This is a genomic window from Fervidobacterium sp., from assembly GCF_059913585.1.
Map to the genome: position 1 here is coordinate 1 of NZ_DBOLZL010000013.1, position 16,514 is coordinate 16,514.

The window sequence follows — 16,514 nt, forward strand, 5'->3', positions numbered from 1 at the left end:
GATACACCTCAAAGACCCTTATTCCGTTTCTTCTGAGTTCACATGCGATTTCCATTCCTTTGAGTGCGATTGGTTTGAAAAAAGGCGCTCCTGAAGGAAAGAGCTTAATTCCGAGCTTTAAAAGCTTCCTCTCGCATTCTCTGAGCATTCCAGTTTTTGGCAATGATAATGGAGCATCGATTCCAGCCGCAATAACTCCGACCAATTTTTCTATGTCATATTCGCCGATGTAAAGCAGTTCCTCCTCGATCACAGCAAGCTTGCAGCTCTTGAGCCCGACATCAATGCCGGCGACCCTCACACTTCTTAGGAAATAGCTATGGATATTAACCTTTGAGCAATTACCCGTAAAGGTATTATGCTGTAAGATGAAAAGAGTACATGGGAACGAAGGTACTGATTGCTGATGACGATGAAAGTATAAGGGATGCGATCAAAACTGTTCTGCAAAAGGATGGTTTTGAAGTTCTTGAAGCTAAGAATGGATTGGAAGCAATTGAAATTGCAAAAAGGACAAATGTAAAGCTTATCCTGATGGATGTTGAGATGCCAGTTGTCAACGGAATCGAGGCAACTAAGAGATTACTACAAATAAACCCCGAGGCTATTGTAATCGGCATAACGGTATTCAAAGCGGAAAAAGGGAAAGAAATGTTTGATGCGGGAGCAAGAGAGGTGATAGGAAAGCCATTTTCACCAAGAGATTTACAAAGGACCATTAAAAAATTGCGTGAGTCATGATAGATCATGATCCAGGAAAAATATTTATACTGATTTTTCGTAAAAGGACCATGGCAATGGCAACATAGGCAACGGGCAGATGATCGAGGCATGGAAAGATGGTGTAAGAATAGTTCCAGTGGACATGGTGAAAAAGGCGAGCGAAGTTGGTGTTTATAGGGTTAAAACCACCGATACCGTAAGAATCAATGCCATCAACTGGGCTAAGACAAAGGTTGGACTGCCCTACGATTATAAGTGGCTCACCTATATAGGGGGAAAAGAAGTTGAGGGAAGTAGCTACTACTGCAGCGAGCTGATATGGGCTGCGTATCTGAAGACAAATGGTCAAAAAATAAGTATTTATTCATAAGCATTGTGGAACAAGATTAATAGAATATGAAGCAAAGGTAGAATATCAATCCCGAAAAATATTGCGTAATAGTTTATTTTCAGCTAATAAAATATTATTTTTTGATAAATATACATCAAAAAAGTGTTTTAAAAAGCAGAAAAAATAGGATAATTATGTGAGCACAAATATTACAAATGAGAAGCAAGAATGGAGATAACACAATAGTAACGTAAAAATAAATACTGAATTAACAACAGGAAGAAAAGATGGAAGTTGAAGATAGAATTCTGGGCAAGAAGTGTGTGGATTGTTTGCGGTGTAAAACGAGTTGATTTTGAATTCACCAAAAATTGTTTTGATTTTTCCCTTTGCATCGATTTTGTTTTAAAACTGCTAAAACTTGTCTTCAAATTTCGCTTTTTTTATTGCAAGGATATTTAAGAAATATGATATAATTAAAACAAGGGTTATCAAAATTACTTCAAATTTTAGTTACGCATTGAGAACTTTAGTAAGTGCAAGTTGGGAGGATTTTGTCGTGGCGTATTCTAATCTATTGAAAAACGATGTTTTAAAATATCTTGATTTTGTAAAAAAAGGTGAAATTAGTTTAGGAGAGATACCCGTAGACCTTTCACGGCTTGATAAACATATACCCCAAAGAAAGCTTATCGTTTACGAAATCCTCAAGTTCTATCTTTTGCAAAATTATAAAGAGCAGGCTATTAACCTTTTAATAACAGAATATAGCTCACTTGGTCTTAAAAAAGAAGAGGCATATTTGCTGGCTTGGTCCAAATTTGTAGAGGTAAAGTTTCCTGTCGTCGAAGCTGATAAAGTGACTTTAGCAAGAGCGCTTGTGTTCAAGGTTGATTCTTCGTTTAGCAATAATCCACAAGTCAATGATATTTTGGCAGTTCTCGAAAAGAAAATCAATGCCAAAATATCTGTGCTTTTCGACAGAGATTTTGTAGGTGAATCTTTCGAATTGGCAGTTGCTGTAGGTCGTCTTGTAGAACACATACCAGAAAATTTAGCTTTTACAGGCCGAGTAGCAGAAGATGGAAAGATTTTAAAAGTCGAGAACTTTTACGAGAAAGTAGTATACTGCAATAAAAACAACATGGGCCTGATTTCCTATATTGATGTATCTCACATAAGCGAAATTATTGATTTTCTGAACGAGAGAGAGTTTCATATACCTATATTGCTAAGATTTTCATCAAAACCGCAAGACATTGAAATTTTATGGAAAAAGTTGAAAGAAAGAGTTTTAGCATTCTCAGGGAAAGGCGGTGCATCAAATTGTAACTTATTTGAAAGAATATACAAAGCACAACTTATTTATTCAATTAGCAGAGAACTTTCAGAAGACGAGTTTTATGAGCATATTGAAAAGGCTTATGGGATTATTAGAAATGTGATAGATAACTCAGGCATACCACATATAGCTATTAATGGTCCTGCAGCGTTTGCTCTCGGGCTTGGAATAACTTTAGGTGCGAAGGACAAGCTCGTAGTTTATCATTATCAAGGTAATTACATTCCTGTCCTTGATTTAAGTACTGAGCAAAATTTAAGGTTAATAAAAACTGTTACGAGGTTCAAGGAAGCATTGCAAGAACTTACATATGAAGTTTTAGAACATAATACAAACAAACGAAAAGCTATATTAGCTATCGATTTGGCTTCACATACATTGTTATCATCTGTTAGAGAATATGCGAAAGAAAATATCCCAGATGGGTTTATCATCCATGTAATGCCAAAGAATATGGAAGCTTCAGGTAACATACCTCTTGGAGATTGGAAAAAAATTGTTTCTGAGTTGTTTTCAATTACACAAATAGTACGCAACGATTTTTATTATGACGAACTCCATATATTTTTAAGTTGTCCTGTCCCAATTGCTTTTGGTTTTGGAATGGCTTTAGGAGATTTTGTGCCAGGGAAGATTTACAATTACTTCAAAGGTGGAAAAACGAAAAAGGCAGGGTATATTCCTGTGTTAGATATAAACGAGATTTTGAGATAGAAAGCTTAATTCTCCCCTGTCAGATTTTACGGGATATCCCCGTTTTTTTAATTGGACAGCTTCGGAATCCTCTCCAGGGGGGATAAAGATGCAAACAGTTTATATTTTTAAAGATGCGTATCTTAGAAAAAAGAGTTCTGCTTTGTACATAGAGCCAAAATCTGAAACGGAGAAGCCAATATACGTTCCTTTAAAAAACGTTTCATGTCTTATGGTTTTTTCAGAAGTAGACCTCAATAAGAAAACGCTTGAACTATTTTCAAATTCTCAAGTGCCTGTGTTTTTCTACAATTACAACGGCGAATATGTTGGTTGTTTTTATCCTGTCGAAACTAACAAAACTGGAGAAATGTTAATACTGCAATTCCAACACTATCAAGACTTGGAAAAGCGTATTGTTATAGCTCGTGAGATATTGCTCGGAGTAGCGGATAACATGATATCTTTGATTAAACGTTATGTGGATAAATATCCACAGATTCAAGAGAATATATCAAAAATTGAGTCTTTGAAAAAAACCTATTATCGCCAAGAGGCTATCGCTGCGCTGATGGCTATTGAAGGAAACATAAGGAAGACTTACTATGAGGCATTAGGAAAGATATTTGAAAGTAAGGGTTTCAAGTTTGAGGAACGAACTATGAGACCTCCAGCAGATGAAATCAATGCACTTATTAGCTTTGGAAATACGCTTTTGTATAACGTGGTTTTGTCAGAAATCTTTAAGACTTCCTTGGAACCGTCTATCAGTTTTCTACACGAACCAAACAAAAGAAAGTTTTCTTTACAACTTGATATCTCTGAAATATTTAAACCCATTCTTGTTGACAGAGTTATTTTGAACATGGTTAACAAGTCGATGATAAAAAAAGAAGACTTCCGGCAAGTTGAAGGGGGTGTATATTTAAACGAAAACGGTAAGAAGAAGTTCATAAAGGAATTCGAGAACGGACTTGAGGAAACATTTGATTACGGCAATGGACAAAAAATGTCTTACAAAACTGCGATAAGATACGAATGCTACAAACTAATTAGACACTTACGAGAGGAAGAGGCTTACACTGCCTTCCGATGGTAAATGGGGGTGTATATATGCCTGTGAATGAACAAGGGTATAAGAAATGGAAAGATGTGCTTTATTTGGCGAGTTCGTTTCATGATATAGGTAAATTTAGACAAAGAGGGAAGATGAGCGAAGAGTTGAAGTCAGCTGTTAAGAAAGAATATAACTACGAAATCAAGACTGCAAGTTCTGGACTGGCTCACCAATTTGTTGGTGCCTACATCTACAAGAATTCCAAGTTGCCATACCGTGAAGAGGTTTCAACGATAATAAGCAAACATCATGATAATCTCCAAAATCTTGTAAGTGAATACGAAATTTTGACAAAGATAGTCTCAATAGCTGACAGAATTTCTTCAAATGAACGCACTGACTACAGCGCCCCTGAAGATGAAAAAGTTAAATACATGAAATCAATTATTTCCAAAGTATCTTTAGCTAACCGACAAAAAGAAGATTACTACAGACCTCTCACACGATTCTCATTAGCAGAGTCCGTAAGGCATCCAAAAGAGTTCACGGGAACTTCTGAAGAATACTACGAAAGACTTTGGAAAGAATTTGAACCTCTTCTAAAAGATAACGATTTAGAGAATCTTTGGAGAGAAAACCCAGAAGGGGTTTATGAAAGGCTTTATTACTTACTCAAAGAATACACCTCAACAGTTCCATCTGCATTTTACTACAGCGAACCAGATATATCACTCTTCTCACACGCCTCTTCAACTGCCGCAATTGCCGTTGCTTTGTATGCACAACTTGGGGATAAGCTCTTCGAAAAGCAAAACGACCGATTTGTTTATGCTTCCAGTGAACTTTCACGAATCGAAGATTTAGTAAGAAGGCTCCAGAACAATCAGAATGTTCCAGCAAGCGACGACCGAGAACTTTTCGGTGTCATCAAAGGCGATATTTCTGGTATACAAGATTTCATCTACAAAACATCAATCAAAAACGGGCTTAAGAAATTGCGTGCACGTTCGTTCTTCATAGCTTATCTTGCCGAAATTATAGCAAAGTACATTGTGAGAAAAGAAGGACTTTACAATTCCAACATCCTTTACTGTGGTGGTGGACATTTCTATCTGCTTGTTCCAGCAAGGACAATTGATAGGCTTGACGAATACCAGAACGAAATTGATAAGAAGATGTACAATGCGTTTGGTTTGGACCTCTCTGTATTACTTGGTGGTATCAAAATCAACTTCTCTAGGCTTCTAAACTTCGACGTTCATGATGAATTAGCAAGATTATTAGAACAGAAGAAAAACAAGAAATTCTCAACGGTTGTCGATTTGGAGATGTTCTTGCCGGAAGATTTCTCAGGTCCAAGATGTCCATACTGTGGTAGAAGAATGCGTCAAGTTGGTTCTAATGAATATGAATGTGAATTTTGCGAATCGTTTGTAGACATCGGATATCATCTGGCAAACAGCAAGTATCTTACTATCGAACCAATTCCAGAAATTACCCGAAAGCCAAGGGATGTTTTTGACGTTTTCAGAAGCTTTGGCTTTGAATTAACATTTGACAACGAACCGAACAAGCTTGCTTATGCAATAGAAAAAAGTAGTGAGGGAACATATGACCCAATGTCTGCGATGTATCCTATAAAAATGGCAAGCTATGTCTCAAGAAAATACATTGGTAAAGGTGATAAACAAATTGTGGCGGACCTTGAAACGATAGCGGATGAATCAAAGGGAGTAAAACGATGGGCAATATTACGAGGTGACGTCGACAATCTTGGAAGTATATTCAAATCCTTATCAGGAACTTTTGGACAAAATGTTAAGAGTGCTCCAATCTCATATGTTGCCACGTTATCTTCAGAATTAGAAATGTTCTTCAGTGTGGTGTTAGAAAGGTTTGTCAGGGAAGAATTTGAAAACTGCAATGTTATTTACTCTGGTGGAGACGACTTCATGATTTTAGGTCCTTGGAACGAACTTCCGCTACTTGCTGACACCATATGCAAGAGATTTTTCGAATTCTCTAAGAATGATGAACTTTCCATTTCAATGGCGATAGCTATAGCTCCAAGCAAGAAATATCCAGTATACAAACTCGGAACGATTGCAGGTGAATTACTTGATGAAAAGGCGAAATCTTACAAACGCAATGGCAAAGAAAAAGCTGCATTGTACTTCTTAAGGGGGTGCATAGGCTGGGAAGAGTTCGATAAAGCCAAGGAGCTCAAAGACAAACTACAAGAACTCATTGAGAAATATGGTGTCACAAAGAACTTATTACACGTATTAGACGTATTCGCAAACAGGCCAAAGGAACAACTCAAAATCTGGAGATTGTATTACTATGTCGGAAGACTGATGGAACGAGAAGACGCAGCAACAAAAAAAGCTATTAAAGACTTTTTTGATTCAATACTTGTGAACTACAACCAGCTCTATCCAAAGCTTGACATAGTTGTAAGATGGGTGCACGACGAAACAAGAAAAGTTGAACATGAAGGGGAGGAACAAGAAGAGATTTCTTTGGCTAATCATTAGTAAAAACATTGAAAATCGGGGGTGTTAAGATGGTTAGTAATGCTGTACAGGGAAATGCTGGAGCAGGTACAAATGTCGCAGCTGAGTTCGAAAAAGTTAAGGAATTGGTTGCTAGTCTTAAAGAAGATTACAACACATTGCACGAAAAGGCAAGGAACATAGCTTCTAACATCAAGATTAATTCTACGAAACTTAGAAAATTCTACAACCACGTCAAAAAAATTGAAGTCTCGGGTTTAGCAGAAACCGATGTTGAAAAGACTTTAAAAAGAGAACTAAACAAATTCTTGGCGGTTTTGCTATACGATGTTGGTAGGGAAGAACGAAATCAGGAACAGCTCAAAGAACTTGCTGAAGGAATGAAAAAAGTGGTTGATGTCGTCAAACAGAAAAATGGTGCGGAGATAAAGAAAGCGTATAATCTTTTCACGGACTTCTTTGAAGCGCTTGTTGCTTATCACAAGTATTATGAAGCCATGAACAATTCTAGAAGCCGATAAAGGGGGAATAGAGCATGCAAGTAAAAGGTTTCGTTGGTAAATATATTGTCACTGCTGATATTGAAGTTAAAACAGGTCTGCACATTGGGACTAGCAAAGAAGATTTAGAAATAGGCGGTCTTGATAACCCAGTTATTAAGGACCCAAAGGGTAGACCATACATTCCAGGTAGCAGCTTGAAAGGAAAAATGAGGGTGCTTAGCGAATTCTACCACGGTAAAGTTAGTGGAGATGGAAATGTTCACAAATGTTCAGATTCTAATTGCCCAGTCTGTGGATTGTTTGGAACATCTGTTGACAACAAGTCTGATAATACATTCGCCAGGACAAGACTAATCGTTAGGGATGCATACTTAGATGAAAAAAGCCTTGAACCACTTTCAGATTTCCTTGAAACAAAATGGACAGAACTCAAATACGAAAATACAATAAACAGGGTAACTTCAAAAGCAAATCCAAGACAACAAGAACGCGTTCCAGCAGGAGCGATATTCAATGCAGAATTTGTAGTTGATATTTATGAAGGTGATGAGGATAAATTCCTGAAAAACTTATTGCTGGCTATGAAATTGCTTGAAGATGACTATCTCGGTGGTAGTGGTTCGAGAGGATACGGAAAGATTGAATTTAAGAATATAAGAGTTTTAATGAGGGGAAAAGATTATTACCTTGGTAAGGAAGGGGAAAAAGAAGTCGGAAAATATTCAAACCTGAATGAGGCACTTAAAGGTAAATAAACTCTGGATTCAAAATTCGACCGATGAGTATCCACAACCAAACTTTCATCTAAGGAAGTGATACCTATGGACTATCGGGTTAAGATAAAATTTAAAGGTCCACTACACATAGGTTTTATCGATGGTGTAGGTGAAGTTTCAGAGGGAATGGTCCACGCAGATACTTTATTTAGTGCTCTAATTTGCGCTTATTCAAAACTTTTTGGCTCTGAGAAAACAGCAGAGCTAATTGAGAATATTTCAGACAATTCAGAAGAAACCGAATTACTCATCTCTTCAGCATTCTACTACGTAGGTGATAAATACTTCTTACCAAGACCGAAAGGTGAAAATTTTAACTTAGAAAAAATATCACAGCCCAAAAAACTCAAGAAAATAAAATTTGTCCAGGAAGAAATCATTACCAAGAACATGTCGGTTGAAGAGAAAGATATTCACGGACAATTTCTTAGCAAAGGTGAAGTGCAATTCTCAAACGGGTTCGAAGGACCGGTTGAAATTTTCGAGCGTCCAAGGGCGGGTATAAACCGCGTTAATTCAAAGTCCAACCTTTATTACTTTTCCGAGGTACACTTTGCTCCAAACTGTGGTTTGTGGTTCTATCTAAGAGTTGGGAAGGAAATAGAGGAAGAAATACTCGCTTCTTTGAAATTGTTAGCTGACGAAGGTCTTGGTGGAGATAGGACCTATGGATTTGGAAATTTCGAATACGAGATAGAAGAAGTAAATTTACCAGTAGTTGGAGACAAGTATTTACTATTATCTCCTTACATCCCTTCGAAGAACGATTATGCGAACGAATCCAAGGAGATTGCCAAGGAAATATCTGATGCTTACGAACTGAAATACAGAACGGGCTACATCTTTGGAACTGACCAAAAAGCGAAAAGAGTAGTTATGTTCACGGAAGGTTCTGTCTTTAAAAAGCCAGTAAGAGGTAAGATTTTAGACATAACTCCCGATGGGTTTGAACAAACGTATGGGTATAGGGTTTACAGATACGGTAAAGCTTTCTTACTCCCGTTCAAAGGGGGCAATAATGTATGAACAAAAATTCAACATTTTCAAAACGAATGATTATTGAACCTCTTTCTCCAGTCTTTATTGGCTCAGGAGAAAAGGTTGGAAAATTTGAAACCCTGGTGGACGGCAATAAGACCTATATTCTCAACTTCGATAAGCTCATGGAAAATGATAAGTTTGTGGCATTCTTTGTTGAAAACATGGATAAGGTATTGGATCCATCAACAAAAGACGGCGCTTTGAAAGCCATATTCAAGCATTTAAATTTGAGCGTCGAAGAATACAGCCACACATCATTCCCAACAATATATGACAAAAATGGGAAACCAAAGACACTTCAAATTAGCAGATTCGTCAATACTGCTGGTAGATTTTACATCCCTGGCAGTTCGATTAAAGGTGCGATAAGAACGGCGCTAATAAAGGCTAATGAATCATTTGCAAAACGTTTTGAAAGTACACTTAACGTATCAGAATCAGACCTTAAAAACAAAGTCAACAAAATTGAAGACAACATCTTTGGAAGTGCACAGCTATCACCATTCAAAGCACTGATAATTTCAGATAGCTCGTTTATTGACAAAAATTACATGAAGTTCAAAAAGGTCGAAATAATCCATTTAGAAAGACCCAATCAAGACATTCCACAATTTTTCGAAGTGTGGTTGCCTGAGCAGAGAAACACTGGTTCAAACAAAGTCGAAAGCAGGATAACTTTCAAAGCAGACGTATTGAACAAATTACTGAGTCAGAACGGAGCAAGGAAGGAAGCTATAGATTATTTAATGAAAGTGTTTGAAAGTGAAGAGAATTTCATCAAAACTATGAAAGAAGCAGCGCGGATATTAATAGAGATGGAAAAGAAAAAGATTAATACTTCTAACTACCAGCAAAAAAGTGAGCTATTGAATTTCTATGAGAAAATCTCAAAAATCAACAACGAAACAAAGAACGGATTTGTTCTAAGAATTGGTGGGCACAGTGGATTTTACTCAAAAACAGCCTACAGAAGATTTTTGCAACCTGCTCAAGTGAAGGTTTTGAAATCTCTATTTGGGTACAGAAAAGTGAAGGAAACCAACTTCCCAGTAACCACACGAATTGTGAAATTATCAGAGTCTCCAAAAGATATACTACCAGTTGGGTGGATAAAGGTAGAACTTCTTGATTAGAAAAGTAGGTGAAGACTTTTGCTCGAAATTGTTTTGAGATGGGACTTAAAGTCACCAACGTTGGTTACAGATGAACTTATCCAACAGATATCCCGAATGTTAGAAGATGTTCCCCATTCTGTTTCGCATATACTCGGAAAGAGAATATACGCAAGCGAATACGGATATTACATTGTAAAGGACGCAACTCTAAAGGTGCGATTAGCAACAAATTCAGTAGGCTCCGCCTTGAAGAGGTTACTCAAAACCTCTCTGGGCGGTGCTTTTCCTTATTACTCATCAGCTAATATCTTTAAACCATTCAGCGAGTGTTATGTTCTTGCTAACGAAAATTTTGGAGAACAGTCTATTGAAAGCATTCAAAAAGCTATTGAAGAATACTACTTTCCTTTGGCACAGCAGATTTACCAAGGCAAGCCTATCAACTATGCTTTGATTCCCGTTGTTAAACCTTACAAAAAGAACATTTTCAAAGTGGAGTTGTTTGGTTCAGAAGAAATGATAGTCTTAGCGAATGCTGTTGGGCTGAGAGTAGGGCATTTTGGTCTGTTTTTGTATGAGAACTTGGATCTAAATGTAATTGCTAAATTATCCCAAAAAATTGGAGGTAGCAGACTTGAGAGTGTACATTAACTTTACGTTTGACAAATTGGAACTCCCAACAGAATACAACCACATTCTTCAAGCGTTTGTGCTGAACTTAATTGATGATGAAGAATACAGAAAATTCTTGCATGACAAAGGATACACCTTTGGCAAGCGTTTGTATAAACTATTCTCGTTTTCCAGGCTTCTTGGAAGGTTCCAAATAGACAGGCAAACTAAAACCATAAAGTTCTTTGACCACGTTGTCCTTATCATATCGACGGCAGACGAAAGACTAATAGAATTCGTTGTCGACAGAGTTGGCAGATTCGAAAATCTTAGATTGGGTAGGAATTTTGTGGTGCCATCAAAGATTGAGATATTTGAACTTCCAGAAACTAACCACATTGTAGTTTCGACAAAATCTCCAGTTACGGTTTACTCGACAGTAGACAAAGATGGAAAAAAATACACACTTTATCACTCACCACACGACGAAATCTTTTCAAAACTACTTGAGGACAACCTCAAAAGAAAATTTCACGCAACATTTGGTAAAGAATTTCAGGGGCAATTGAGAATAAAGAATATTGCTCCAAATCCGAAGAGGGTGGTTGTGGGGTACAAAGAAAGGAAATTAGATGCTTGGATAACAGTACTTGAGTTGGAAGGGGACTACGAAATCCTTAAATTGGCATACGATGCGGGGCTTGGTTCTAAAAACTCCGCAGGTTTTGGGTGTATAGAGCTTGTGCAAAGAGATATTATTTGACTTCTTCAAAAAATAAGATACTCTCTTGGCTCTTCGGCATCATTTTTATTTGCATGCCTAAGTTCTGAGAACAGAACAGTCTTAATATGCAACTGGAACCCAACGACTTCTGGAGACATATGAGCTGGCAACTGTAGAAACAAAACATGCGGAAGCCTTCCGCGATAGATTTCTTGCCCCTGAAACCTTACTATAGCCGGTTTATACACCAACTCGTCTGAGATGTAAATCGCTGCCCTCTTGTTCTCAACCTCTATAATATAGTCCACAAATCTGCAAAGTTCCTTTTGCATAGTATTTCGCCTCCCTAAGTCGCTCTGAAAATTCAACCTTTCCAAAGTAGAAAACGCATTCGACAAAGATTTTTGACAGGTAGTATAAAACGGAACAAGCTCTTTGTCAGGATACCTAAGTTAGTGCGTTTAGATATATGAAGGTGTATTGATTTGGGCAACTTTTGAGGAGGGAATAAGGTGAGCAAAAGATATCTATTAGTGTACGATGTAAACGAGAAACGTGTTGCAAAGGTCCACAAATTACTCCTTAGATTCCTTGTTTGGAAACAGAACTCAACGTTTGAGGGATACTTACCAAGAGGTGCTCTAAAAGAGCTAATTAGAAGAGTATCGAAGTATATTCGCAAAGAAGACAACGATGGATTGGTAATATACTCCCTACCCAAGGGAACAAGGTTGAAAGTGGAAATAATAGGAAAAGACAAAGCCAACACTTTAACAAATTTCATCGAATAGAAACACTATTCAATGAAATTAAACTCACCTGGTGTCGCTCCAATAAGAGTTTTGTGAGGCACATTGTAAGTGTCAAGCAAATAGAAATAAACGGCGTCTTCTTCTGTATTTATTACCCTCATTATCTCTTCTTTAAGGTTCTCGTACAACTCCTCCGTAAGAAACCCCTCAAGCACGGACCTCAAAGTCCAATTTAAATATTTTCGTCCTATTTTCAAAACCTTGTTAACCCTTTTCACGTTTACATCGTATACCATTATCACATACATTAATCCCATCCCCCTTAACTGAGCAACTGAGTATCTTTCTGGATATATAAACGGAAATTACCACTTCATTTGACATTGGAAAGAGTGCTATAATATATTCAGGATTAAAAAGCAAAAATGTTGGGGGATGGCATATGAAAAAACTTTATCAATACAACTTTAAATCGAAGCTTGTTGTATTTTTGGACGTAAAAAACACTGTAGCAAAAGATTTGGGAATCAAGGACTTGTATTATTCACATGAAGGTGAACGCTCTTCAAGACCAGGATTGATGCAAGAAAAGGGATTCCATTGCTTGTTATCTTTCTTGTCAACGAAAAAGTATTCAGATGTTGTGTTCAAAGTGTTCGAATGTTGTCCTTTCGCGAGCGAAAGAATATTTATAAATGAGAACCGAATTATGGATATCAATGGACATTACGTTTTCATGCTTCCATTACACGTGATTGAAAATTACAAAAGACAGAGGAAAATAAAATTTTTAAGTGGCTGCACGTTAGATTTGGAGAATTGGAGTGATGAATGTGTGGAAAGAGTATGACCTCTCAAGCTTGGGAAAGTGCATCAAGGGCCTGTTCAACAATACACTATCCACCTTGTGCGCTAAACAAATACGTGAGTTTATTGCCGCAAAAGTGTACAAAAAAACCTACGGAAAACCTGAAAACCTCGGGCTTGGTCAGATGGAAGACGTTGTTGATGAATTATACCAAGAGTCCATTGAAAGAATCCTCAAATTCAAGCAAAAATTGGAGGACTTTGAACCGTTGCAAATAGCAACTTACTTCAACAGAATAATTGACAACCTAATAGAAGATTTTAGAAAGGCAAGCGAAAAAAAGCCTCTGTCTATTGATGGGATAGTTAAAGAGGAAGATGATGAGCTCGAACTGTTGGAGGTAATTCCTGACAATACAGCCCTCACATCAGAAGAAATCTTCGATAAAGTGGTAGCTCATGACATCTTTGAGGAATTTAAAAATTACATGAACGGGAAAGAATTGGATTTATGCGATTTTATCTACTACACAGGTTACTCTAAAGATACCCAGTTTAGAGAATATCCATCCGCTGATGCAAGATACAAAGCCCACCAGCGGGTAAGAGAAAAAATAAGGAAGTTCTTTGAGGAAGTTGTAAATGTTAGTCCAAGTATTGTAAAAATCGTAATAGAAAAATACAAGTCAGAAATATGCGACCATATTCGTTTTAATAAGTGAACGATGTAGAAGAAGTTGTTGAGACACTCTGCAGAAAATTGGAGGCGATAAAAATGAAATATCTTGAAGAGATTTTCGAAGAGTATAAAAGAGGTGCGAAAAAACTTAGGAATCTGGTAGAACAGGGTACGGAAAAATTGGAGATTGGAGACATAATAGCCATTTATGGTGAAGACATAGCATATGGTATTGTCTTTGAGAAAATTGGAGATATGTATAACGCAATTTTTCTAACGACAGAGTTGATATTAGGTGGCGCAGGGCAGAAAATTGAAATAGACCACTTGGTTAGAAGTGTAAAAGTAACTCCTATCAACTTTTATATTACGAATGACCTTGTAAAGTATTGTGAAGTCATCGGCAGGGTAAAAGAAGATGAACTTAAAAAAATCGTCGAGAATTTTAAGAAGATGGCAAACAGGAAATACAAAGGTATTTGGGAGAAGTTCTATACCTTTGAAATAAAGCGCATCCAAATATTTTACGATGCATTCTTGAGTAAAATGATTAACTATGAAGAACATTCAAAAAATGAAGCTGATGAAACAGAAAATGAAGCTGATGAAAAGATAATAGACCTATCAAAATTCTTCAAAAAGGAAGAATTGGAAAAGCTCCTACCTTCAGTGGCTGCTGCATCGACTTCTGATAAGTATGAGAATATAATAATCGAAGTATCTGATGGCTTTGCAAACCTATATCTGCCTGATGAACTGATTGGCAAAGAGGCGGAGGTATACTTGTCTGGTAAAATCATTTACACGGGAAAACTACCAGGCACTGTAAAACTTGCCGTGGGGCATAACTTCCCTTCGGCATTGTTAAAAGAAAAACTTCAAATTAAGCTAAGAGAAAGCTAATGAATTTAGTAATCTTTGCTAACCACGTAAAACATCACTCTGCTTAAGAAAAAAATTTAAACAAACAAATAAAAGCCAATCCTCAATGGATTGGCTTTTTTTGTTGCATTCATTTAAGCCCCTTTACGAATTCCAATCTCTTCAAACCATACTTCTAACTGTTATTACAATATTAAAATTATTCACATCTGTCCGTTACCTACAGTGAAAGAAAATAACATTAACAAAACATCCTCACATTCTGAAAAACACATTTAATAACCTCTTATAAATAAACCATATTCTAAAAAAACATATACCTTAGTAAATAAAATTGCAATAAAACTAAAAATACTGATTATCATAAAAGCAAACAAAAAATGCCAGAAATTCCAAACTTACCTTCATATATCATTAATAAAATTCCTACAACCGCACTAATAATACTTGCTTAAAACACATAGTGTAACGATTATGTAAAACCACAAAATTTAGCCATTTTTTCGGGGGATAGTTCCAGGTTATGATTAACTTAAAATGGCATAAATACGAGATTTTTAATTTTTACAAATGTAACTGTCAAATTTAACAAAAATAATGGTATAATATCTATGAGGGTCTTACGGGTTTTAGAAGTGACTATGAGGGATGGAAACTTTTCGTGCTTGCCCGGTCTCGAGTTTCTTTGCGTTTTAGAAGTGACTATGAGGGATGGAAACCTCAGCCAGTAGCTCAACATGCTTTTTCAAACGTGCTGCAGTTTTAGAAGTGACTATGAGGGATGGAAACAAAGTGAAACCATGGAACATACAAATCCCTCCTTGTCTTGTTTTAGAAGTGACTATGAGGGATGGAAACAGATTATTCTACATCGAAGCTACCCCATAACTCTTTTGTGAAGTTTTAGAAGTGACTATGAGGGATGGAAACGGATGCTTCATGCATCCTCTTCCGTTTTCATTTTCATTTTCATGTTTTAGAAGTGACTATGAGGGATGGAAACCGTTTTTTATAAAAATGCTTAATCGAAATACCATAGAAATCTGTTTTAGAAGTGACTATGAGGGATGGAAACCCAGAACAAAAACCCATAAAATCATTACCACCACTAACCACTTGTTTTAGAAGTGACTATGAGGGATGGAAACAAATGCACTCGCAATCACCAATCTCTTCGTCATACCTCGTTTTAGAAGTGACTATGAGGGATGGAAACCCCATCAAGGACTTGAAATACGTAGTCGGTGCACCCGCTACGTTTTAGAAGTGACTATGAGGGATGGAAACCACCCACATTCACACAATATTCAAAACGTACCATAAAAAGTTTTAGAAGTGACTATGAGGGATGGAAACAAGTAAAACGTAAAAACAGCCGTGTTAGTGGCCCCAAAGGTTTTAGAAGTGACTATGAGGGATGGAAACCAATCGGACCCAGGTATCATCTTTATAGTTCCTCTTTCAGTTATCGGTTTTAGAAGTGACTATGAGGGATGGAAACACTGCATCCTTTATCCTTCCATCAGTGAGAACTAATGCATACACCGTTTTAGAAGTGACTATGAGGGATGGAAACTCTACATTGACACTGGAAGAGTTATTCATATAGTCCTGCAAAAGTTTTAGAAGTGACTATGAGGGATGGAAACTTTCCCCCGTGCTTGAGATTTCACACTCTTCTATGCTTGTTTTAGAAGTGACTATGAGGGATGGAAACTCTTCCAAAAACTTTTTTAACTGAAATCTATCAATCGGTTTTAGAAGTGACTATGAGGGATGGAAACACCTTGAAACCTCTTCCTTTGAGTCAAAGTAAAACACCATTGTTTTAGAAGTGACTATGAGGGATGGAAACCGATTTCTCCCTTGTCATATGAAATAATTCGTTTAAACGTTTTAGAAGTGACTATGAGGGATGGAAACGCAGGTTCTAACTCCACCTCCTCAACATCCGAGTTCTC

At 37.0% G+C, this 16,514-nt stretch carries 18 protein-coding genes and 1 CRISPR repeat array; of the genes, 15 read left to right on the plus strand and 3 right to left on the minus strand.

From position 1 onward, the window contains the following. Window positions 1-301 (minus strand): hypothetical protein (locus tag AC3M61_RS04675; protein WP_500779739.1); only part of this gene is annotated, 301 nt, incomplete at its 3' end. Between the two features lie 80 nt (window positions 302-381). On the opposite strand from AC3M61_RS04675, the gene AC3M61_RS04680 reads away from it, so the two are divergent. The 11 genes from AC3M61_RS04680 (at window position 382) to cas6 (ending at window position 11,472) form a co-directional block, all read left to right on the plus strand. Further along, window positions 382-741: a response regulator gene (locus AC3M61_RS04680; protein ID WP_500779740.1), complete on the plus strand. Its 360-nt coding sequence runs from the start codon at window positions 382-384 to the stop codon at window positions 739-741. A gap of 79 nt (window positions 742-820) precedes the next feature. Further along, on the plus strand, window positions 821-1,093 hold the full coding sequence (locus tag AC3M61_RS04685; RefSeq protein ID WP_500779741.1) for a YiiX/YebB-like N1pC/P60 family cysteine hydrolase: 273 nt from the start codon (window positions 821-823) through the stop codon (window positions 1,091-1,093). A gap of 520 nt (window positions 1,094-1,613) precedes the next feature. Then, the gene (locus AC3M61_RS04690) at window positions 1,614-3,110 is read left to right on the plus strand and encodes an SAVED domain-containing protein (protein WP_500779742.1); all 1,497 of its coding nucleotides are present in this window, start codon (window positions 1,614-1,616) and stop codon (window positions 3,108-3,110) included. Between the two features lie 88 nt (window positions 3,111-3,198). After that, window positions 3,199-4,188: a type I-B CRISPR-associated endonuclease Cas1b gene (gene cas1b, locus AC3M61_RS04695; RefSeq protein ID WP_500779743.1), complete on the plus strand. Its 990-nt coding sequence runs from the start codon at window positions 3,199-3,201 to the stop codon at window positions 4,186-4,188. Between the two features lie 14 nt (window positions 4,189-4,202). Then, window positions 4,203-6,683, plus strand: a complete 2,481-nt coding sequence (gene cas10, locus AC3M61_RS04700; RefSeq protein WP_500779744.1) for a type III-A CRISPR-associated protein Cas10/Csm1 — start codon at window positions 4,203-4,205, stop codon at window positions 6,681-6,683. Between the two features lie 29 nt (window positions 6,684-6,712). Next, window positions 6,713-7,183 carry a type III-A CRISPR-associated protein Csm2 gene (csm2, locus tag AC3M61_RS04705; protein WP_500779745.1) on the plus strand — a complete coding sequence of 157 codons (471 nt, stop codon included), beginning with the start codon at window positions 6,713-6,715 and terminating at the stop codon, window positions 7,181-7,183. Window positions 7,184-7,197: 14 nt separating this feature from the next. Beyond that, the gene (gene csm3, locus AC3M61_RS04710) at window positions 7,198-7,920 is read left to right on the plus strand and encodes a type III-A CRISPR-associated RAMP protein Csm3 (RefSeq protein WP_500779746.1); all 723 of its coding nucleotides are present in this window, start codon (window positions 7,198-7,200) and stop codon (window positions 7,918-7,920) included. Window positions 7,921-7,986: 66 nt separating this feature from the next. Further along, complete coding sequence (csm4, locus tag AC3M61_RS04715; protein WP_500779747.1) at window positions 7,987-8,967, plus strand: type III-A CRISPR-associated RAMP protein Csm4; 981 nt, start codon at window positions 7,987-7,989, stop codon at window positions 8,965-8,967. Beyond that, window positions 8,964-10,115 carry a type III-A CRISPR-associated RAMP protein Csm5 gene (gene csm5, locus AC3M61_RS04720; RefSeq protein ID WP_500779748.1) on the plus strand — a complete coding sequence of 384 codons (1,152 nt, stop codon included), beginning with the start codon at window positions 8,964-8,966 and terminating at the stop codon, window positions 10,113-10,115. Before csm4 ends, csm5 begins: the two co-directional genes overlap by 4 nt. 18 nt (window positions 10,116-10,133) lie before the next feature. Next, window positions 10,134-10,748, plus strand: a complete 615-nt coding sequence (locus AC3M61_RS04725) for a hypothetical protein (protein WP_500779749.1) — start codon at window positions 10,134-10,136, stop codon at window positions 10,746-10,748. Next, the gene (gene cas6, locus AC3M61_RS04730; RefSeq protein ID WP_500779755.1) at window positions 10,738-11,472 is read left to right on the plus strand and encodes a CRISPR-associated endoribonuclease Cas6; all 735 of its coding nucleotides are present in this window, start codon (window positions 10,738-10,740) and stop codon (window positions 11,470-11,472) included. Before AC3M61_RS04725 ends, cas6 begins: the two co-directional genes overlap by 11 nt. Before the next feature lie 5 nt (window positions 11,473-11,477). Here the strand turns inward: cas6 and AC3M61_RS04735 are convergent, their stop codons facing one another. Continuing rightward, a complete protein-coding gene (locus AC3M61_RS04735) occupies window positions 11,478-11,765 on the minus strand; it encodes a hypothetical protein (RefSeq protein WP_500779750.1) in 288 nt (95 codons plus the stop codon). A gap of 180 nt (window positions 11,766-11,945) precedes the next feature. Here AC3M61_RS04735 and cas2 (AC3M61_RS04740) point away from each other — a divergent pair, with 180 nt between their 5' ends. Then, a complete protein-coding gene (gene cas2 / locus AC3M61_RS04740) occupies window positions 11,946-12,224 on the plus strand; it encodes a CRISPR-associated endonuclease Cas2 (protein WP_167843973.1) in 279 nt (92 codons plus the stop codon). 5 nt (window positions 12,225-12,229) lie between these two features. Here cas2 (AC3M61_RS04740) and cas2 (AC3M61_RS04745) read toward each other — a convergent pair whose 3' ends face one another. Beyond that, entirely contained in the window at window positions 12,230-12,493 is a 264-nt protein-coding gene (gene cas2 / locus AC3M61_RS04745) for a CRISPR-associated endonuclease Cas2 (protein WP_500779751.1), read from the minus strand. A gap of 134 nt (window positions 12,494-12,627) precedes the next feature. Here cas2 (AC3M61_RS04745) and AC3M61_RS04750 point away from each other — a divergent pair, with 134 nt between their 5' ends. Genes AC3M61_RS04750 through AC3M61_RS04760 form a run of 3 tightly spaced genes read left to right on the plus strand, consistent with a single transcriptional unit; the run spans window position 12,628 to window position 14,574 of the window. After that, on the plus strand, window positions 12,628-13,035 hold the full coding sequence (locus tag AC3M61_RS04750; protein WP_500779752.1) for a hypothetical protein: 408 nt from the start codon (window positions 12,628-12,630) through the stop codon (window positions 13,033-13,035). Beyond that, window positions 13,019-13,714 carry a hypothetical protein gene (locus tag AC3M61_RS04755; RefSeq protein ID WP_500779753.1) on the plus strand — a complete coding sequence of 232 codons (696 nt, stop codon included), beginning with the start codon at window positions 13,019-13,021 and terminating at the stop codon, window positions 13,712-13,714. The genes AC3M61_RS04750 and AC3M61_RS04755 overlap by 17 nt, the downstream gene beginning before the upstream one ends. 53 nt (window positions 13,715-13,767) lie before the next feature. Beyond that, a complete protein-coding gene (locus AC3M61_RS04760) occupies window positions 13,768-14,574 on the plus strand; it encodes a hypothetical protein (protein ID WP_500779754.1) in 807 nt (268 codons plus the stop codon). 605 nt (window positions 14,575-15,179) lie between these two features. Continuing rightward, a CRISPR array of direct repeats spans window positions 15,180-16,476; the repeat unit is 30 nt; unit sequence GTTTTAGAAGTGACTATGAGGGATGGAAAC. The last annotated feature ends 38 nt before the right edge of the window (window positions 16,477-16,514 follow it).